Consider the following 20,050-nt stretch of genomic DNA (forward strand, 5'->3'; position numbering starts at 1 on the left):
GTATGAAAGCTAAAAAAAAGATCGTTTTATTTCCTGCAAGATATGGTTTTTTTCCATATATGTTTTTAGTGTATCTTATTTTGCCAGCATTTTATATAGCGCAAGCAAAAGGTGTAAAGCTTGTAGTTGGCTATCTGTTGTTGGCACTATTCCTAGTTTCCTACCGCCAGTTGTATATGTATATGGATAAGAAAATTTACACATTATGGATTGGTGTGCAAATGGGAATCATCTTTTTATTGAGCATCTTTTATAATCCTAATATTTTGTTTATGGGATTTTTCCCTGCTAATTTTATCGGCTACTATACAAATAAACGTCATTTTTATCAAGCGCTTGTTGTTTTTGCTGTGATGCAGACTATTCCGCTTGTTTATTATTTAGGCAATGCTCCTATTGGCAGTATGATTTATTATCTTCCTTTTTTTGTGATTATGCTAATGTCGCCATTTGGCATTCGTTCTATGAATAGACGAATGGACTTGGAAAAGCAATTGGATGTGGCGAATGAGCAGATTAATCAGCTAGTAAAAAGGGAGGAACGAATGCGGATTGCTCGGGATTTGCATGATACATTAGGCCATACATTATCTTTGTTGACATTAAAGAGTCAACTTGTTGGAAAATTAGCTGTTCATAAACCAGAACAGGCCCAGCTTGAAGCGAAGGAAATGGAAAAAATATCTCGCAGTGCCTTAAAGCAAGTTCGGGAATTAGTTTCGGATATGCGGGCCATTACGATTGCAGAAGAATTAGTTGAGGTGCAAACGATATTAGAAGCTGCTGATATAGCATTTTCGATGGATGTGGATAAAAAGGTCAGCGAAATCCCTCATTTAACACAAAATATTTTAAGTCTTTGTTTAAAGGAAGCCATTAATAATGTTATAAAACATAGCGGTGCAAAGGATTGCTCCATTAAGATTTTTTTAAAACAAGGAAAGGTGGAAGTAGCCATTTCAGATAACGGCATAGGAATTTTCGATCAGAGTTTGTTAGGGAATGGCCTAAATGGAATGAAAGAACGTCTTCAGCTAGTAGAAGGAGAATTATCGTTAACTTCAGATTATGGAACGCTGCTAGAAATAACGGTTCCAATCATTGTGAAAGAGAGAAAAGAGGGGATGGCATTTTGATTCGGATCATTATTTCGGAAGATCAAAGAATGCTAAGGGGAGCCCTTGGAACTTTATTAAGTTTTGAGGAGGATATTGAGGTGGTTGGTCAGGCAGAAAATGGGGAAGAAGCGCTTTTGCTAATTAATAAGTTAAAACCTGATGTATGCCTTTTAGATATTGAAATGCCTTTAAAAAGCGGGTTGGATGTGGCGGAAGAGCTTCAGAGAAGAAATTCTGATTGCAAGGTAGTTATTTTAACCACCTTTGCAAGGCCAGGCTATTTTGAAAGAGCTTTGAAAGCAAATGTTCATGGATATCTTTTAAAGGATGGACCAAGTGAAGAATTAGCAGAGGCAATCCGTCAAGTTGTTAAAGGGAAAAGAGAGTTTGCATCAGAACTGATTTTTGGGCATATGGGCAAAGAAAATCCTTTGTCAGAGAGAGAACGGGAAGTATTGGCTCTTGTGGCGGAGGGGAAAACAGCGAAAGAAATTTCTGCTTCATTATATTTGTCATCTGGTACAATCCGCAATTATATTTCTGAAGCTTTAAATAAATTAGAAGTGAAAAATAGAATTGAAGCTATATCAAAAGCAAAAAACAATGGATGGATTTAACTAGATACCATCTATTGTCTAAATTTTGCATTGGAAGTATTCACTGACCTTTGATATGATGGGTGAAGTGAAACTATTTCTACAATAATGGAGGAAATTTCCTTGAACGATAATCATACAAATGAACAAACAGGAAAAAAGAAAATTAGTCTGCAGGAAGCAATGAAACAGCAGCTTGCTAACAAAAAGAAGCAAGCGCAAGGTGGAAAATCAAACTTGAATAGCAGCAATAAAATGCAAAAAATGAACAGCCAGCAAACGAAAAAGCCAAATAATCAAAGAAAACGTACAGGTGTATAATGAACGGTCAGAATAGAAAAGATATAGCACCAGGCGTCCTTGTGGAAATTGTGCTGAAGCAAGACCAAAGAACAGGGAAACGAACAGCAGGAATTGTAAAAGATATCTTAACAAAGTCTCCTTTTCATCCTCATGGAATTAAGGTGCGACTAGAAGATGGCCAGGTAGGACGGGTGCAGCTTATTAAAGCAACTAATTAAAAGGTTGTTTTCGTACACTTTGTTGCTTTTAGAGGAGTAGGTTGATTTCCATTCCAGGATGCTCGCTTTCCGTGGGGCGGGCGGTGAGCCTCCTCAGGCTGTGGCCTTGCGGGGTCTCATCTGTCCCGCTAATCCCACAGGAGTTTCGCACCTTTCACTCCAATCCACCTGTTTTAACCATGGATTTCCTCATGGAAACTATCCAAAAAACAACCATTTTTAGAAAACAGCCAATTAAAAAAAGGACAATCTCGTTATCAGTTATAAACGAGATTGTCCTTTTTATTCTTTTAGAAACTTTATAATCCTAATTTAATTTCTACGCCATAATGATCAGAGATAACAGATCTATTGCTATCATTAAAAATTACGTGGGAATATTCAACTGGAACGGGCTGGTTGGCCATAATTAAATCAATTCGCAAATCTTGTTTATTTGTGTCCCAACCGGCAATTTTTCCTTTTACGGTAATGCCATTATCTTTTTCTGCTGCTAGTGTGTAGGTGTCATAAAGATGTTGGCTCAGCATATAGTCATAGCCCTCCTCTTTGGAAGTGGCGCTATTATTAAAGTCTCCTAGAAGGAAAAATAATCCATTTTTATCCACTTGTTGAAGAAGAGAATTGAATTGTTGTTTAAAAGGTTCTTCCTCGTCTTTCCACCATCCCATATGACAGGAATAAAAGGAAATGGGGTTATTATGATAGTTGATTTTTGCCCCAATAATTTTTCGCGTTTTCCAATAGCTTGTGTCTGTTCCGTTTGTGATAAAAAAGGAATAATCCTCTATAATGGGATGTTTGGTTAAAATGGCTAAACCTTCTTCGTAAATTTCAAATCCGATATGGGAGAAACTCCAAATAAATGAATAGTCAGTAACACCAAGCTTTTTCAATTCTTGTAATAAAATATGTCCAAAATTATCCTGTTTAATAGATTCTTTTACAATCGTTGATTCTATTAATTGGCTTACTTCTTGCAAGGCGATTACATCATAGGCTTCTTCTTTAATAGTATTTGCTAAGTATTGAATTTTTTCTATTTGATTGTCTTCTTGCCAAGAATGACAATTTAATGTTAACAATTTCATTTTGTAATGCCTCCAAGTGACTTTAAATAGGCAGCCATTGCATAGATAACTGAGGATGTTGACAAATGCCCGCTTTCTTTGTTGCTCGCCTTGGTCGGATGCTCATTATCTCTACCTTGGTAATTCCGCTCCTCACAAGGCGATGCCGCAGACGTTTTCAATCAGCCTAAAAGTGTGCAATTTTGAATTTGTCTACACTCTGGAATAACTATTTAAAGCTTTGATTTCTGGTTTATTTTTTGCTTTTAATTAGGTCCCTCATCTTTCTTTTTACTTATGGATAATGTCTGGCGATAATCTACATAGTTTCGGAATAATGTTTCTCCGATAATAAAAAAAGAGGAGAATGTATGGATGTGAACTTCATCGCTTATTTTTGTTTCTGAACTGATAGCATATAAATTATAAGGAGTCATCGTTGCTAGCCTATTGCTTTTTAGATTTGTTATGGAGACAAAAGGCACTCCTTTGGCAACTAAAGTTTGTACAGCAGAGAATATTATAGGTGTATCCCCAGAGAAAGAAATAATAAGGATAAGATCGTTGGCTGTTAAGCTTTGGGTAATGATTTCGAACTCCTTTTGTGCTCTTATCACATACAAATGCCGTTGCATGGATAAAAACATGCGCTGCAATTCATCTGCACAATTCAACTGAAGATTGCCTGTTCCATAAACAAATATGCGCTCAGAAGTGTCTATCAATTTACAGATGGCTTCATAATCTTTTGTTTTTGTATATTTAATGGTTTCTTGTATATCGTCATATAGATTTCCTGTACTATTCATTTCTTGAATAACTTCACCTTGGGTTTGCCATTTTAAATATACGCGGAATTCACTATAGCCGCTGAAACCTAGTTTTTGTGCTAAACGCAAAATGGAAGAACGGGAAACATTGCATTTATCTGCCAACTCGTTAATTCCTAATTGATAACATATGTTTTTATTATGAAGAATGTACTTTAATATATGAAAGTCCATCTCTAGCAATTGATTATAATGCTCATTGATTAATGCCTCTATCTTCACGATTACCAACTCCTTCTAGTCATGTTATAGTTTAGTGTATTTACTAAAGTTTTTTCAACATGCTAGTCAGGGCATAATCGTTATGGATAATTTTTTTTGTAAGCAGTTATTCTTGCTTACAAAGTAAGTTATATCATAGGGATTGTCAGGCAACAATAGAATCAAGCCGTTATGAAAGGAATCACATATTTTGTTCTTTTTCCCACTCAGCAAGAATTTTCCCAGATGCTTATTTTCTCCCGTTTAGAATTGCTGCACTTTTCACCGTATTCATCATACATCCATCTACTTCTGCTTTTTTGATAATAACGGATATTTTTTATAAAAATGGCAATAATAACATGACAATAATAGGTGAATCGAATCATAATGAATAAAGGTGGAAAAATATGGAATTTACTTTCTTCTTCTTAATCGTTTGGCTTGTTGCCTCCTTGTTTGCTGTGTTGAAAAAAAACTTAACAATTGCTGATAATACTTTTGTTTATTTAGTTATTCTAATTTTTAATACTCATTACTCTTGGCTGCTGGAAGGAGAATGGAAGCTCGTAGAAGTTACAACCCATCATTTGTACTTTATTTCTTATACTTTATTTTGGTATATTACCATCCCTTTTGTTCTCCTGCTTTTTTTAAATGCCATCAGTAAACGAAAGTCTCTGTTTAGCAAACTGCTAAGTGCATGTGTCTCCATTCTGTTTTTGCTGATAATGATGGCTATATGCAATCATTATGAGATTATTTCCTATAAAAACTGGAATTTGGCATATGATGGGATTTATTTTATTGTATTGCATATTATTGCAGTATATATATGTAAAACATATCGCAAATTAGCATATCACGAGGTAACCAATTAATGAAACTATGGGATAGATTTGACTTAAATGAGTGGATTATATTAGGAATGCTTATTGGGATGTGGGCTATTTTCTTTATATTGCCAAAAAGGCTGCCTCGTTATATTACTATGTTAAGTTTGGTTTGGGGCTCTGTTAGCGGTATGCTGTTTGATATTATTATTGGAACCGGGCTGATAGATTTTTACAGTTTAAATGATACGAACCATTATGAAATTTTTGACTTTCTTTATTTTTTAAATCTAGCATCAAGTGGTTATTTTTTTATCTATTTTTATGATTTTTTTAACATAAAGAAACAAATATTCATTTGGTATGTGCTAATATGGGGAGTTATTGGGTATGGAACAAATTGGTTTTTGACAAAGGTGCATATTATAGATTTTCAAAATGGCTATAAACTTTCCTACTCTGTTGTCTTTTTTATTATCACTCAGACGATAACAGGATTGTATTATCAGTATGTGAAAAAGCGAATGAGTCATGTCGTATAACCTTCATAATAGCTAAATTTTGTATTGGCAGCGCAAGTTGTAAAATTATTGTATCGATTGTATGCTATTTAAAGCTTTAAAGAAAAGAAATTGCAGCGCTTTATTTTAGAAAGAAGTTTTTAGGAAGAGGTTTCCGTGCTTGATAAAGGACGGTGAACTCTTCCTTTTTTATTGTATTTAAACCTATTTAATAAGGAGAAAATTTCCTGAAAAAATATGATTTAACAACACTTATATAATGATAAAAATAGCCGATAAATTTTATGGAGAAGGGCTAAAAAATAATAATCAAGGGAGAAAAATATGCAAGCATTAAAAAATCTGTCAATAGCTAAAAAATTAATTACCATTATTACCGTTAGTATACTAGCACTAGGGATAGTTGGTATGTTTGGATTAAATTATATAAAAGAAATGGCAACGTCTTCAAAAATTATGTATGAAAAAAATTTAGTGCCTGTCAGCAACTTAATGCAAATTCGGACTAATACACGCACTATTACGGGATCTATACTTGAATTAATGATTACAAAGGATGCAGCAAGAAATCAAGAATTAAATGAACAAATCGCATCAAAAAATGAAGAAAATGATGCCCTTATAAGTGAAATAGACTCTAGTGAGCTAAAAGAAGCGGAAAAAAAATTAATGAATGAATACAAAGAAAAAAATGAAGATCTCATTGCTACTCAAGGAGAAGTATTAGAATTAGCTCTCCAAAACAAAAATACGGAAGCTTATGCATTATACCTGGAAGAAAATGAACCGAACAGAAAGGCAGTAACTGAATTGCTTATAGAATTTTCAAATATGAAAATAGGATTTGCCGAAGATATAAATAAGCAAAATGAAGCATACTTGAAGAAGGTAACAATAATTGTCTGGTCCGTAATTATTGCTGCTCTTGTTCTTTTAATCGTTCTTGCAAGTTTGATTGCTAGAATGATTATTAAACCGACACAAGAAATAAAAGAATTGCTGGGAAAAGCGGAAAACGGCGATTTTACTGTTAAAGGAAATTATCAGTCGAAAGATGAAATGGGACAGTTAATGGATTCCTTTAATAAGATGACAGAGAAAATGAAAGCAACTCTTGCTACTGTCCATGATTCATCACAGCAAGTTGCTGCAGCTTCTGAAGAATTGAGTGCAAGTGCGGAGCAGAGCAGCAGGGCTAGCGAACATACTACATTAACCATTCAAGAGCTAGTTTTCAGCTCAGATAAACAGGTTCAGACAATCGAAGAAAGTTCAATAGCAATAGAAGATATAACAAAACACACAGAAATGATTGCCAGTAATGCCGAAAAAGCATCACAAGGCGTTCTCCATGCTTCCCAAATGTCATTAGAAGGAAATCAAGCAATTGAGCAGGTCAGCAATCAAATGAATTCAATAAATGCTAATGTTTCCAGTCTGTCACATGCTGTGAAAAGCCTTAATGAGCGTTCAAGCAAAATTAGCGATATCACAAATGTCATTACAGGAATATCAGCACAGACAAATTTATTGGCATTAAATGCAGCTATTGAAGCTGCAAGGGCTGGAGAGCATGGAAAGGGATTTGCTGTTGTTGCAGATGAAGTAAGAAAGCTTGCTGAAGAATCTGCTAAGTCAACAGAACAAATTGCAAGCTTAATCGCTCTCATTCAACAAGATACAGATAATACACTTCAATCAATGGAGAAAGCATCTGCCGAAGTTCATTCAGGACTAGAGGTTGTCCATATCGCTGGCAGTACTTTCAAAAAAATTGAAATCTCAGTAAACGATGTAGTGGTACAAATAGAGGATATTACACAAGCCTTAAATCAATTGGCAAATGGAACAGAACTTGTGAATGGATCCATACAAGAAGTAAAAGGACTTGCTGAAACATCTGCAGCGAGCACACAAAATATATCTGCAGCAACCGAAGAACAGCTGGCTTCTATGGAGGAAATTGCTTTATCTTCTCAATCGTTGGCTGAACTTTCAGAAAAACTTCAAAATATTATTAACCAGTTCAAAATATAGCAAAAAGGTTCCGAATAAGAAATAATAAAAATCTATAAATACTATTTTTTTAGAAGAAATCAGATAATTCCAGCATTTTTTTGGTCAAAATATGAACAATATTACTGATTTTTATAGGTAATTTTCGCCTTTTGCTAAAAAAACTATTTTCATTTTTCAATTATTCCGTTATAATTCAAATGTCTAAAACAAAATTATTTATAATATTCTCGTATAATAGCAGGAATAGGGCCTGCGAGTTTCTACCGGATAACCGTAAATTATCTGACTACGAGTAAGCACCTATATATATTAGCCAGTTTTGAGTGGCTGATAAATAAGGGGACAGCGGCTTACTTTCGTAGTAAACTGCTGTCCCCTTATTTTTTTGAAGGAGCGATTTAGAGAAAATGAAGCTATTAAAAGAAAAGATTGAATCAGAGGGCATCGTATTAAGCGAAAATGTGTTGAAGGTAGATTCTTTTATCAACCATCAAATGGACCCAGTTCTTATGAAAGAAATTGGTTTAGAATTTGCGGAAAGATTTAAGGATGAAGCTATCACAAAAATATTAACGATTGAGTCATCTGGTATTGCTCCTGCAATCATGACAGGTCTAGCATTAAATGTACCTGTAATTTTTGCAAGAAAAAGAAAATCATTAACATTAACAACAGATCTTTATACAGCAACTGTTTATTCTTTTACAAAACAAGAATCAAACGAAATTACTGTTTCTAATAAATATATAACAAAAGGCGACAATGTGCTGATTATTGATGATTTCCTTGCGAATGGACAAGCAGCATTAGGTCTTGCAAGTTTAGTTGAACAAGCTTCTGCTAAGGTTAGCGGCATTGGCATTTTAATTGAAAAATCTTTCCAGCCAGGAGCAGATGATCTGATTGCTAAAGGCTACCGCCTGGAATCATTGGCAAGAATTGAAGCATTAAAAGAAGGAAAAGTGCAATTTGCAAAAGACAGACAACTAGAAAAAGCATTCGCAGGAGGAATTTAATCATGGGAAATAGCCCAGTAAAAACTTGGTCTATTGGTTTGCAGCATGTACTAGCAATGTATGCTGGTGCTGTACTTGTACCATTAATTGTTGGTGGAGCATTAAATCTTTCTTTTGAACAACTTACTTATTTAGTATCAATTGATTTATTGACATGTGGTATTGCTACATTGCTGCAAGTTTGGAAAAATAAGTTTTTCGGTATTGGTTTGCCGGTTATGCTTGGCTGTACTTTTACTGCTGTATCTCCGATGATTGCGATTGGCGTACAGCATGGAGTGACGGCAATTTATGGAGCAATTATTGCTTCAGGGATTTTTATTGTCATTATTTCTTCTGTATTCAGTAAATTAGTGAAATTTTTCCCTCCTATTGTTACTGGTTCTGTCGTAACAATTATTGGATTAACATTAATTCCTGTTGCAATCAATGATATGGCAGGGGGACAAGGAAGCGAAAACTTTGGGGACCCTAAAAACTTGATTTTAGCGTTTAGCGTATTAGCATTTATTCTTTTATTAAATAAATTTGCAACTGGTTTCTTAAAAACCATTTCTATTCTAGTTGGATTAATTGTTGGAACAATTGCCGCAAGCATGATGGGCATGGTTGATTTTGCAAAAGTTGGCGAAGCATCATGGTTCCATGGCATTAAGCCGTTTTATTTCGGCGCTCCTACTTTTGAGCTTTCTTCTATTGTAACGATGATTCTAGTAGCTATTGTTAGTTTAATTGAATCTACAGGCGTTTATTTAGCATTAGGAGATATTACGAAACAAAAAGTAACGGAAAAAGATTTAGCAAGAGGCTATCGTTCTGAAGGACTTGCTTCCGTATTAGGTGGAATTTTAAATTCTTTTCCATATACGGCATATTCTCAAAACGTTGGTTTGGTACAATTAACAGGTGTTAAAACAAAAAATGCTATTTTTGCAGCTGGTACGATTCTTGTTCTTTTAGGGTTTTTGCCAAAAGTAGCTGCTATTACTACATTAATTCCAACACCAGTACTTGGCGGCGCTTCTCTTGCGATGTTCGGAATGGTTGTCGCATATGGTGTGAAAATGTTAAGCCAAGTTGATTTTAACAAACAAGGCAATCTGCTTATTTTGGCATGTTCAGTAGGGATGGGCTTAGGTGTTACCGTTGTTCCAGATATATTCGCGAAACTGCCAGAAACGGTGCGCATCTTAGCACAAAGCGGAATCGTAGCAGGAAGCTTAACAGCTATTGTGTTAAATATATTATTTAATATGGTGCCAAGCTTCCAAAGAAAAGCAGTGCAAACGGAAGTAACACAACAGAAAGCATCATAAATATTGCATGTATAAATATCCTCTTGAGTAATTATATGGAAATAACCATATCCTTTACTCGAGAGGATATTTTATTTATATATAAGTGAATAAGCCATATAATTTGCTGAATCTAAATAAAGAATATTAAACACACTTTAGGAAATTATATCTAATTTTTTTAGTTGTAATTATACTGAAATAGTTATTAAGATGGTTTGTGAGTATAATTCTAAAGTGCAGATAGACTATCTTAAATATCGTTAGTTAAATAAGGAAATAAATGCTCTTAATGCATAAGGCATATATTCGGTCTTTTTCCAAGCAATTCCTAACTCTAGATTTAAATTGCTTGTTGTTAACGGGAGTGTAGTAATTGCTAATTGGTTTATATTATTGCACGTTTTTTCTGGAAGTATAGATATTCCTAGTTTAGAATTAACCATTTCAAGCATAAATTCCTTTTGGGAACTTTCTAAAACAATTTTAGGTTGAAAATTATAAAAAGAACAGTATTCAATTATTTTAGTGTGTAATGAAAAATCTTTTCTTAACATAATAAATGGTTCATCTTTTAGTTCATTAATAGAGACTATATTCTTAGCAGCAAGCGGATGATCTGAGTGTACAACTAATCTTAGAGGATCCTTCATAATTTTTTTTATGACTAAGTTATTTTCTGAATGAATTTGGCTGCATATTAGTCCAATATCTAAGTTTCCCTCTTCCAATTCTGCCTTTATACTATTTGTGCCTATTTCAAATAGATTTAAGTTTACTTCTGGATATAGAGTTAAATACTTTGAAATATATTCAGTGAAATATGTTGTCCCAATGATAGGTGGAATACCAATATTTAGTTCCCCATTTTTTAAATTAATTGTATCTTCCAACTCTAGCTTTATATTGCTGAAAGAATCTAAGATAAAACTAGTGTTTTTGAGAACAATTTTTCCTGCATCAGTTAATGCTAAACCTTTAGAGGTTCTTTTAAATAACATGACATTAAGTTCTGCTTCTAGTTTGCGAATTGCCTTACTGATAGCAGGTTGAGATACATTAAGATACTCTGAAGCTTTGGTGAAACTTGAGTGTTTAACTACTTCTGCAAAATATTCTATTTGTCGAAGCTCCATTATTACTCCCTTCTACTAGCAAATTTTAATAAACTTATTGTACATAAAAAATAATAAATATAAATTTTTCTGTAAGGAAACCTAACAAGGTAATTACATAAAACATGATTATTACTGTATTATAACTAATAGTTATGAATATTATGAATTATAAGTTCTTTTATTTATCGGTAAGGCTATCTATAATAAGTATTAATCAAGCGGGTAATAAAAATTAACATTATGGAGTGAGGTAAAATAACAAAAGTGATTCCTGTTATGACTATATTTTTTATCCTGATATTTTAGGGAGTATTAGTACTAGTACTATTTTTAGTCACTATTTTAGGAGAGTGGTAGAATACTTTAACAACATTGAGAAAGGGAATATATATATCAAATTTAATAAATCGAAACAGACATTCTTTTTTATAGGCTATTTTCGTAAACTTTGTTGCTTTTAAAGGAGTAGGATGATTTCCGTTTCAGGATGCTCGCTTTCCGTGGGGCGGGCGGTGAGCCTCCTAAAGGAAGCAGCCTTGCGGGGTCTCACCTGTCCCGCTAATCCCACAGGAGTCTCGCACCTTCCACTCCAATCAACCTGTTTTAACCATGTCGAAAAATTAAAATGGATTTATATAGAATAATAATTTTAATAGAAAAAAGATGCGAATTATCTTAGATATAAAAAATAGTTTCTTAATTTCCTTATATAGGAAAATGTTTAATGATATATAGAAGAATAAGATGAAGTATTAATTTCTTCAAAAAAAATTAGGTCACAACTTAATCAGAGTAAGTGAATTATCCAAAAGAGAGAACAACATGCAAGTGTGGAGAGGTGATATAAATACTGTTATTAAAAAATGCAAATTCTGATTATTTAGTTTTCCTGGAGGTGTTCAATTGAGAAGGTATTTAAGTAAATATTTATTTCAGATTATACCGGTTCTTTTTATTATTTCTTTTATCGTATTTGGACTTGTTTATTTAGCTGGAGATCCAGTATCTCTAATGTTACCAGATACTGCTACGGAGGAAGAAGTAGCTACTTTAAGAGAAGCTTTAGGTTTAAACCAACCCTTTTTAATGCAGTATTGGATATTTCTTAAAAACATGATGACTGGGAATTTTGGCGAATCATTCCGTTATAATATGGATGCTTTAGATATTGTGCTGGACAGGCTTCCAGCATCTGCACAATTGGGTGGATTAGCAATGTTAATCGCAATAATTATTGCCATACCACTTGGTGTTTGGTCTTCCACTAGAAAAAACTCTTTTGTTGATCTTTTTATTACAGGTACATCTGTATTAGGAAAAGCAATGCCGAATTTCTGGCAAGGACTGATGCTTATTCTATTACTTGCTGTAGTCTTTCCTGTATTTCCTGTTTCTGGAAGCGGAACGTTTTGGCATATGATTTTACCAGCATTGACTCTAGGTGGAGGAACTGCAGCAGAAATGACAAGATTAATCCGGTCAAATATGCTTGAAGCGCTAAATCAAGATTATGTCCGTACAGCAATTGGCAAGGGGTTAAGAAATTCTGTTGTTATATATCGCCATGCATTTAAAAATTGTTTAATTCCAATTATCACTATTATGACGGTTCAATTACCTTTTCTCATTGGAGGATCTTTAATAACGGAAACTGTTTTTGCTTATCCAGGTATAGGTCAACTGCTTGTCCAAGCAGTTAACTCCCGTGACATGTCTATTGTCCAGGCTGGCGTTTTTATAATATCGATATTAGTAATTGTTATGAATATGGTTGGCGACATTTTATACCGAATCGTTGACCCAAGGATTAAATATGAATAAGAAGGAGGTAAGAAATATTGACTATTAATACACAGAAAATTAGCTCTCCAGTACAAGTATCGTATGAAATTGAAAAAAAAATTAGTCCGATTAAAAGATGGTCAAAGCTCTTGCTAAAAAGCAGAACAGGTTTGGCTGGATTAATCATAGTATTACTTGTTATCTTATTGGCTATATTTGCTCCAGCTATTTCGCCGCATGATCCTGCTAAAGTTAATTCAGCCAATATTTTGAAACCTCCATTTTGGATGGAAGGCGGATCATTAGAATTTATTCTAGGAACAGATAATCTAGGGAGGGATGTTCTTAGTCGAATCATTTATGGATCAAGAGTATCCTTGCTTGTTGGCATATGTGCTGTAATAGTATCAGGAGCTATTGGGGCATTCTTAGGAATAATTTCTGGTTTCCTTGGTGGCTGGGTTGATGCATTAATTATGAGAATTACAGATGCATTCTTAGCCTTGCCAAGTATCTTAATAATGTTAGTACTTATCGGAGTATTTGGACCTAGTTTAACAACATTAATTCTTGTGATGGGATTTACAGATTGGGTTTCTTATACAAGACTTGTACGTGGAGAAGTTTTAAGTCTGAAGGAAAGAGATTTTATAAGGGCTGCTCATTCAATAGGAACGAAAAAAAGTTCAATCATGACAAAGCATTTACTGCCAAATGTTTTTTCAACCTTTATTGTAATATCAACTTTGAATGTGGCATCAGCAATAATATCAGAATCTTCACTAAGCTTTCTTGGTCTAGGGATACAACCGCCAACCGTTTCTTGGGGATATATGTTAAGTGAAGGGCAAGCATATTTATCTACTAGTTGGTGGATTGCTACTTTTCCAGGTATAGCTATCACGATTACTGTTATAGGGATTACTTTCTTAGGAGATTGGCTACGAGATGTAATGGATCCATTTCAACAAGGAGGTCGATCTTAATGAATTCTTTTAGGGAGGTACCTGCTATATGAATCTTTTATTAGATGTAAAAGGATTAAAAACTTACTTTTATACTGAAAGTGGGAAAATACCAGCAGTAGACGGTGTGTCATTTCAAGTAAATAAAGGGGAAGTAGTAGCCATTGTTGGTGAATCAGGTTGTGGAAAAAGTATAACTTCTTTCTCTATCATGGGACTTGTAAAGGCACCAGGTAAGATAGTAGATGGTGAAATTTTATTTGGAAATCATGACCTTACTAAAATGAAAAATAAGGAAATAAGAAAATTGCGTGGTAATGAAATTTCCATGATATTTCAAGAACCATTATCCTCATTAAATCCATTGTTCACTGTTGGGTTCCAAATTAGCGAAGCGATTAAACTACATCAAAAGGTTGGAAGAAAAGAAGCACGCAATAAAGGAATAGAGATGTTAAGAAAAGTGGGTATACCAAGAGAAGAAAAAGTGTATGATTCTTATCCACATGAATTAAGTGGTGGTATGCGACAACGTGTGATGATTGCGATGGCACTATCCTGTAATCCTAAGCTTCTTATTGCAGATGAACCGACTACTGCTTTGGATGTAACCATTCAAGCACAGATACTTCAGTTAATGAAAAAGCTCAGGGATGAATTAGATACTGCAATAATCTTAATTACCCATGACTTAGGGGTTGTTGCAGAGATGGTGGATAGAGTAATCGTAATGTATGCAGGACAAGTTGTGGAGCAGGGGGGAGTGTTCGAATTATTTGCTGATCCTAAGCACCCCTATACAAAGGGACTAATGAAAAGTACACCTAAAATTAATGAATTAAAGGAAGAATTGCAAGCTATTAGAGGCACTGTCCCAACTCCGTCTGATATGCCAAAAGGTTGCCGGTTTCATCCAAGATGTCCTTATGCGATGAAAAAATGTATTCAGCAGGAACCAAATCTTCGTGAATTAAAAGTAAATTATCAAGTTCGTTGCTGGCTGCACGAAGAAGGAGAGGTGGTTTTAAATGAGCTTGAAGAAAGAACAGCCATTACTAGAGATTAAAGGTTTAAAAAAATATTATGATATTACAAAAAAATGGTTTAGCAAAGAAAGACAGTATTTAAAAGCTGTAGATGGGATTAATTTAAAAGTGTATACAGGAGAAACACTTGGAATTGTAGGAGAATCAGGCTGTGGAAAATCAACTACAGGGAATGCAATTTTAAGATTAATAGAAGCAACTGAAGGAGAAATTTTATTTGAAGGAAAAAATTTAAGAGATTTATCGGAGAAAGAAATGAGGGAACAGAGGAAAGATATCCAAATGATATTTCAAGATCCATTTTCTTCTTTAAATCCAAGAATGAAGGTATTTGATATTATTTCTGAGCCCTTAATTTCACATAAGATTGCTAAGGGAAAGGAACTCAAAAAGCGTGTAGAAGAGTTAATGGACGTTGTTGGTTTAAGTCCAAGCTACGCATATAGATATCCACATGAATTTAGCGGGGGACAAAGACAAAGAATTGGCATTGCAAGAGCACTGGCATTAAATCCGAAGCTTATTATATGTGATGAACCGGTGTCTGCATTAGATGTATCAATACAGGCACAAATATTAAATCTCCTTACTAAATTACAAAGAGATTATAACCTAACTTATGTATTTATTGCACATGGTTTGCCAGCAATTAAACATATAAGTGACCGAGTTGCTGTGATGTATCTTGGGAAAGTAGTGGAATTAGGAACAAAGGAGCAATTGTTTCAAAGTCCTCTTCATCCGTACACAAAAGCATTACTATCAGCAGTGCCAATACCTGATCCTACGTATAGGGACAAAAAGGAACAAATTATATTAGAAGGTGAGTTGCCTAATCCAGCGAATCCACCAATAGGTTGTCGATTTCACACAAGATGCCCCTATGCAAATGAGAAATGTAAAATGGAAGAACCGGTCTTTATTGAGCATGATAGTCAACATTCTGTAGCTTGTCATTACCCTATTTTACAAAATAAAAATAGAGAATTAACGCTTGAGGCGATAACTTAAATCTCCCTGTTCTCTTAAACTATTAAATAATTAATCTATAAGCTTTTCTAAATAAGGAGTCTCATGCAAAGGTTCTTTAATTGTAAGTTCCTATATTATTCACTAATACTAAAATAAGGTGGTTATATTTTTGAAAATAAGGCTAAGTAATACACGTTCATTTTTAATCCTAATAGCGATGATGACAATGTTATTCATAACTGCTTGTAGCAGCAATAGCTCAACTAAAGTAGATAATAATGAAGAAGCAGATGGTTCTTCTAAAACTATCAAAGTAGGTTTATCAGGGACAATTTTGACATTTGATCCACAAAATAATGGCAGTCTCGGTTCACCCATCATGAATATTTACGATACTCTTTTCAGAATGAATGATAAGGGAGAATTTTTGCCCCATTTAGTGTCAGAGTATAAAAGGACTAATGATACAACATGGGAATTCACTCTAAACCATGGTATAAAATTCCATAATGGAGAAGAATTAACATCAGAGGATGTCAAGTTTACCCTAGATCGTGTTATGAACGATGAATCCTTATTAGAAAATAGTAGGTTTGTTACTATAAAGGAAGTAAAAGTCAAAGATGATTTTAATTTTGAAATCATAACGAATGAACCAGATCCAACATTGTTAAATCGCTTGGGAATGATGGGGGCTAGTATTCTGCCTAAGGATTATATTGATAAAAATGGCATAGATTACTTCTTACAGCATCCAATAGGATCAGGTCCATATCAAATTAAAGAATATCTTGTAGATAATCAACTAACTTTACAAAAGTTTAATGATTATTTTAGAGGGGATGTATCCAATTGGGATGAAGCGGTACTTAGAATACTTCCAGAGGCTGCAACCCGTGTGAATGAATTATTAACTGGAGGCGTTGATTTTATACAAGAAGTTCCACCTGCTGAATGGACAAGAATAAATGATAATAAAGGCACTAAAGTTATTGAAGCTGACTCCAGCCAAGTAATGTCACTTATAGTAAACCAAAATAAACAATTTCCAACTTCTGATCCAAAAGTACGCCAAGCAATAGATTATGCAATTGATAATAAAGCGATAGTAGAAAATTTATTTCAAGGAAATGGAACTCCTACAAGAACCTCTATTGTTCCAGGTACTGCTGGTCTAAATGAAGACTTATATAATACTTACCGTTATGACTTGGAAAAATCAAAACAGTTATTAAAAGAGGCTGGATATGATAAGGGAAACCCACTTGAATTGACATTTCAAGTACCACAGGGACGTTATTTAATGGATGCTGAACTAGGTCAAATAATAGCTGGAATGCTTGAAGAGGCTGGTATAAAAGTTAACATTCAAATACTAGAAAATAGTAAATATGTAGAGATTAGAAATAGTGGAAAAAATGATGCTTTAATGCTTGTTGGTTATGGTAATAGTATGTTTGATCCATATTTACCTTTGGATTCCTTCCATTCAGAAAGATATCCAGAACGTCTAGGTTATAAGAACCAAAAAGTTGATAAACTTTTAGACAGTGCCATTTCGAATTTAAATACAGCAGAAAGAATGGAACAATATAAGGAAATTCAGCAAATTGTAGCCGAGGAATTACCATACATTTATCTTTATCAAGAACAATACTATAATGCTGTAAATGAAAAAGTAGAATTTAACCCGCCAATAAACAAAGACATACTAGTGGAAGACATGAAGAAGAAAGAATAATTATTACTTTAGTCATTGGATTTATTATCTGAAATTTCAAAATATAAAGGGCGGTATAGATTGTGCTGCCCTGCTATATTTCTAGTAAATCAACATATGCAGGAATATATATTTTAATTTGTGATATTGTACACAATAAATAGGAGGTTCTTATGATTAAAGATAGTATAAATATCAAGATTAATAAAGACCGTCTCTTCAGCCGTTTGATAGAACTGGGTAATATAGGAAAAGGAATTTCTGGTGGTGTTTCCCGCATTGCCTTTTCCGAGGAGGACAAAAGAGGACTAGAACTAATAGAGTCATATATGAAAGAAGCAGGATTATGTGTTAGATATGATTTCGCGGGAAATTTAATAGGGCGAAAGGAAGGAGAAAATCCTAGTGCTCCTGTCGTTCTTACTGGTTCACATAGTGACACGGTCTATGAAGGGGGAAAATTTGATGGTAGCTTAGGAATCATAGGTGGAATTGAAGTATTACAAGTAATGAAAGAGCAAGGTATTATAACGGAACATCCAATTGAGGTCATTGCTTATAGAGATGAAGAAGGATGTCGATTTAAAGCAGGTTATTCTGGCAGCAGAGCGATGACAGGCAAATGGAATAGTGAAACGCTTAACTATATGGACAGTAATGGAATGACAATTAGAGATGTATTGAAGTTAAATGGGTTTGATCCAAATAAAGTTCATGAGGCTCAACGATCAAGGAAGTCGGTAAAAGCTCATGTGGAACTTCATATTGAACAAGGCAAAGTTTTAGAACAAAAACAGCAGTCGGTTGGAATTGTGTCAGGTATATGTGGGTCATCCAGAGGAAGGATCCTATTAAGAGGGGAAGCTGGCCATGCAGGAACTACTCCTATGAATCTAAGAAGGGATCCTCTAGTTGCTGCTGCAAAAATCATACAAATGATAAATGAAGAAGCTAATAAAACCTTAACAACTGTAGGGACTGTGGGCAAATTAGAGGTCTTTCCAGGGGGAGCCAATGTAATACCTGATAGGGTAGAGTTTTCAGTTGATATAAGGGACTTGAATGGGAATGTACGGGATACTGTTGAAGAAAAAGTGTTGTTAAGAGCAAAGGAAATATGTCAGGAATCAGGAATTAATATGGAAGTTTTAGTGTGGAGAAAAGGAGAATCCAAGCTATGTTCAGAGTCAATCCAAAATATTATTAAAGATGCTTGTTTAAAATCTAGTGTTGATGTTTTTAGTCTTCCTAGTGGAGCAGGACATGATTCAGGGAATTTTGATGGATTTTGTCCAATGGGTATGATTTTTGTTCGCTCTAAGGATGGTGTAAGTCATCATCCAGCAGAGTGGAGTTCACCTGAGGATTGTGTAATCGGAACTAATGTCCTTTATCATACGCTTCTTGATTTAGCTGTTTTGGTAAAGTAATAAAATACGTTGAAAGAGAAGGGGATTATATTGAATATAGGTTGGATAGGATTAGGCAATATGGGAAGAGTAATGGCGGAGAATTTAGTGAAAGCAGATCATCGATTATTTATATATAATCGAACAAAAATAAAGGCTGAGTCACTTGTGAATATTGGCGCTACTTTTTGTGAAGATCCAAGTAAAGTAGTCTACTTAAGTGATGTTATTATCACAATGGTTTCTGATGATGATGCAGTAAAGTCGATATATAGTTCTGAAGGAGGATTATTTGAGAATGGTAATGCTCAAGGAAAATTATTTATTGATATGAGTACCGTCTCTCCTGAAACTTCCAAATCTATAGCAGACAAGTGTGAAAAAATGGGTGCATATTTTTTAGATGCTCCTGTATCTGGAAGTGTAAAGCCAGCGAAAGAAGGCAATCTTGTAATCATGGTTGGTGGAAAAAAAGATGTGTATGAAAAGGTAGTGCCAGTATTTAATATCCTAGGAAAAAAATCCCTCTATTTAGGTGATAACGGTTCTGGGAGTATTGCTAAATTAGCTATAAATCTATTATTAGGAATTACTATTCAAGGCATAGCAGAATCTATTCTCTTTGCAGAGAAACATGGAATAACAAGAGAAGAGATGATGACAATAATTAATGAAAGTGCTGTAGGGACAGATATATCTCAAATCAAAACTGAAAATATATTAAAAAATGAATATCCTGCAGCTTTTCCTCTTAAGCATATGACAAAGGATTTAGGTCTTGTAAAAAATACAGGTACGGTTTCACCATTAGCAAAAGCTGTAGAGGAAGCTTTCCGTTTAGCGTTGGAAGCTGGTTTAGGGGAACAGGATGTTATGGGAATTACAGATTATTTATCGGAAAATAAATTTTCAAAACTAACCTAATTTGATAAATAGGCAGGGGAAGGTAGGTCACTTTTTTTTCTAAAGTAGACTGGTTTGAAATGGTAAACCAAAGTCTACATATTGTTATAAGGAC

General features: G+C 34.3%; 19 protein-coding genes and 1 riboswitch. Of the genes, 16 read left to right on the plus strand and 3 right to left on the minus strand.

The annotated features are described in order from the left end of the window. Positions 1–2 precede the first annotated feature (2 nt). The 4 genes from CWS01_RS02285 to CWS01_RS02300 all read left to right on the plus strand — a co-directional run bounded on the left by CWS01_RS02285 (position 3) and on the right by CWS01_RS02300 (position 2,235). A complete protein-coding gene (locus CWS01_RS02285) occupies positions 3–1,136 on the plus strand; it encodes a sensor histidine kinase (protein WP_101175432.1) in 1,134 nt (377 codons plus the stop codon). After that, entirely contained in the window at positions 1,133–1,735 is a 603-nt protein-coding gene (locus tag CWS01_RS02290) for a response regulator transcription factor (protein WP_101175433.1), read from the plus strand. The genes CWS01_RS02285 and CWS01_RS02290 overlap by 4 nt, the downstream gene beginning before the upstream one ends. 87 nt (positions 1,736–1,822) lie before the next feature. Continuing rightward, a complete protein-coding gene (locus tag CWS01_RS02295) occupies positions 1,823–2,035 on the plus strand; it encodes a hypothetical protein (protein ID WP_101175434.1) in 213 nt (70 codons plus the stop codon). Further along, on the plus strand, positions 2,035–2,235 hold the full coding sequence (locus tag CWS01_RS02300; RefSeq protein WP_101175435.1) for a YwbE family protein: 201 nt from the start codon (positions 2,035–2,037) through the stop codon (positions 2,233–2,235). The genes CWS01_RS02295 and CWS01_RS02300 overlap by 1 nt, the downstream gene beginning before the upstream one ends. Positions 2,236–2,534: 299 nt before the next feature. Here the strand turns inward: CWS01_RS02300 and CWS01_RS02305 are convergent, their stop codons facing one another. Both CWS01_RS02305 and CWS01_RS02310 read right to left on the minus strand, forming a co-directional pair. Next, complete coding sequence (locus CWS01_RS02305; protein WP_101175436.1) at positions 2,535–3,326, minus strand: endonuclease/exonuclease/phosphatase family protein; 792 nt, start codon at positions 3,324–3,326, stop codon at positions 2,535–2,537. A gap of 245 nt (positions 3,327–3,571) precedes the next feature. Then, a complete protein-coding gene (locus tag CWS01_RS02310) occupies positions 3,572–4,357 on the minus strand; it encodes a MurR/RpiR family transcriptional regulator (protein WP_101175437.1) in 786 nt (261 codons plus the stop codon). Positions 4,358–4,746: 389 nt separating this feature from the next. Between CWS01_RS02310 and CWS01_RS02315 the strand changes: the two genes are divergently transcribed. The 5 genes from CWS01_RS02315 (at position 4,747) to CWS01_RS02335 (ending at position 10,041) form a co-directional block, all read left to right on the plus strand. Then, entirely contained in the window at positions 4,747–5,217 is a 471-nt protein-coding gene (locus CWS01_RS02315) for a hypothetical protein (RefSeq protein ID WP_101175438.1), read from the plus strand. Next, a complete protein-coding gene (locus tag CWS01_RS02320) occupies positions 5,217–5,711 on the plus strand; it encodes a hypothetical protein (protein WP_101175439.1) in 495 nt (164 codons plus the stop codon). The genes CWS01_RS02315 and CWS01_RS02320 overlap by 1 nt, the downstream gene beginning before the upstream one ends. Before the next feature lie 303 nt (positions 5,712–6,014). Next, positions 6,015–7,727: a methyl-accepting chemotaxis protein gene (locus CWS01_RS02325; RefSeq protein ID WP_101175440.1), complete on the plus strand. Its 1,713-nt coding sequence runs from the start codon at positions 6,015–6,017 to the stop codon at positions 7,725–7,727. A gap of 189 nt (positions 7,728–7,916) precedes the next feature. Then, positions 7,917–8,018, plus strand: a riboswitch (purine riboswitch). A 98-nt stretch (positions 8,019–8,116) separates the two neighbouring features. Next, positions 8,117–8,725, plus strand: coding sequence for a xanthine phosphoribosyltransferase (locus tag CWS01_RS02330; protein ID WP_101175441.1), 609 nt, complete (start codon positions 8,117–8,119; stop codon positions 8,723–8,725). Between the two features lie 2 nt (positions 8,726–8,727). Beyond that, a complete protein-coding gene (locus CWS01_RS02335) occupies positions 8,728–10,041 on the plus strand; it encodes a nucleobase:cation symporter-2 family protein (RefSeq protein WP_101175442.1) in 1,314 nt (437 codons plus the stop codon). A 242-nt stretch (positions 10,042–10,283) separates the two neighbouring features. On the opposite strand, the gene CWS01_RS02340 is transcribed toward CWS01_RS02335, so the two are convergent. Further along, on the minus strand, positions 10,284–11,156 hold the full coding sequence (locus CWS01_RS02340) for a LysR family transcriptional regulator (RefSeq protein ID WP_101175443.1): 873 nt from the start codon (positions 11,154–11,156) through the stop codon (positions 10,284–10,286). 885 nt (positions 11,157–12,041) lie between these two features. On the opposite strand from CWS01_RS02340, the gene CWS01_RS02345 reads away from it, so the two are divergent. The 7 genes from CWS01_RS02345 to CWS01_RS02375 all read left to right on the plus strand — a co-directional run bounded on the left by CWS01_RS02345 (position 12,042) and on the right by CWS01_RS02375 (position 19,956). Further along, a complete protein-coding gene (locus tag CWS01_RS02345; protein ID WP_101175444.1) occupies positions 12,042–12,959 on the plus strand; it encodes an ABC transporter permease in 918 nt (305 codons plus the stop codon). A 17-nt stretch (positions 12,960–12,976) separates the two neighbouring features. Then, on the plus strand, positions 12,977–13,906 hold the full coding sequence (locus tag CWS01_RS02350; protein ID WP_101175445.1) for an ABC transporter permease: 930 nt from the start codon (positions 12,977–12,979) through the stop codon (positions 13,904–13,906). Between the two features lie 28 nt (positions 13,907–13,934). Next, positions 13,935–14,951, plus strand: a complete 1,017-nt coding sequence (locus CWS01_RS02355; RefSeq protein WP_101175446.1) for an ABC transporter ATP-binding protein — start codon at positions 13,935–13,937, stop codon at positions 14,949–14,951. After that, positions 14,914–15,942, plus strand: a complete 1,029-nt coding sequence (locus CWS01_RS02360; protein ID WP_101175447.1) for an ABC transporter ATP-binding protein — start codon at positions 14,914–14,916, stop codon at positions 15,940–15,942. The genes CWS01_RS02355 and CWS01_RS02360 overlap by 38 nt, the downstream gene beginning before the upstream one ends. Before the next feature lie 130 nt (positions 15,943–16,072). Beyond that, the gene (locus tag CWS01_RS02365; RefSeq protein WP_101175448.1) at positions 16,073–17,644 is read left to right on the plus strand and encodes an ABC transporter substrate-binding protein; all 1,572 of its coding nucleotides are present in this window, start codon (positions 16,073–16,075) and stop codon (positions 17,642–17,644) included. Positions 17,645–17,796: 152 nt separating this feature from the next. Beyond that, the gene (locus CWS01_RS02370) at positions 17,797–19,053 is read left to right on the plus strand and encodes a Zn-dependent hydrolase (protein ID WP_101175449.1); all 1,257 of its coding nucleotides are present in this window, start codon (positions 17,797–17,799) and stop codon (positions 19,051–19,053) included. Between the two features lie 30 nt (positions 19,054–19,083). Then, positions 19,084–19,956 carry an NAD(P)-dependent oxidoreductase gene (locus CWS01_RS02375; RefSeq protein WP_101175450.1) on the plus strand — a complete coding sequence of 291 codons (873 nt, stop codon included), beginning with the start codon at positions 19,084–19,086 and terminating at the stop codon, positions 19,954–19,956. The last annotated feature ends 94 nt before the right edge of the window (positions 19,957–20,050 follow it).

This window comes from Niallia nealsonii, assembly GCF_002835805.1.
Lineage (GTDB): Bacteria > Bacillota > Bacilli > Bacillales > Cytobacillaceae > Niallia > Niallia nealsonii.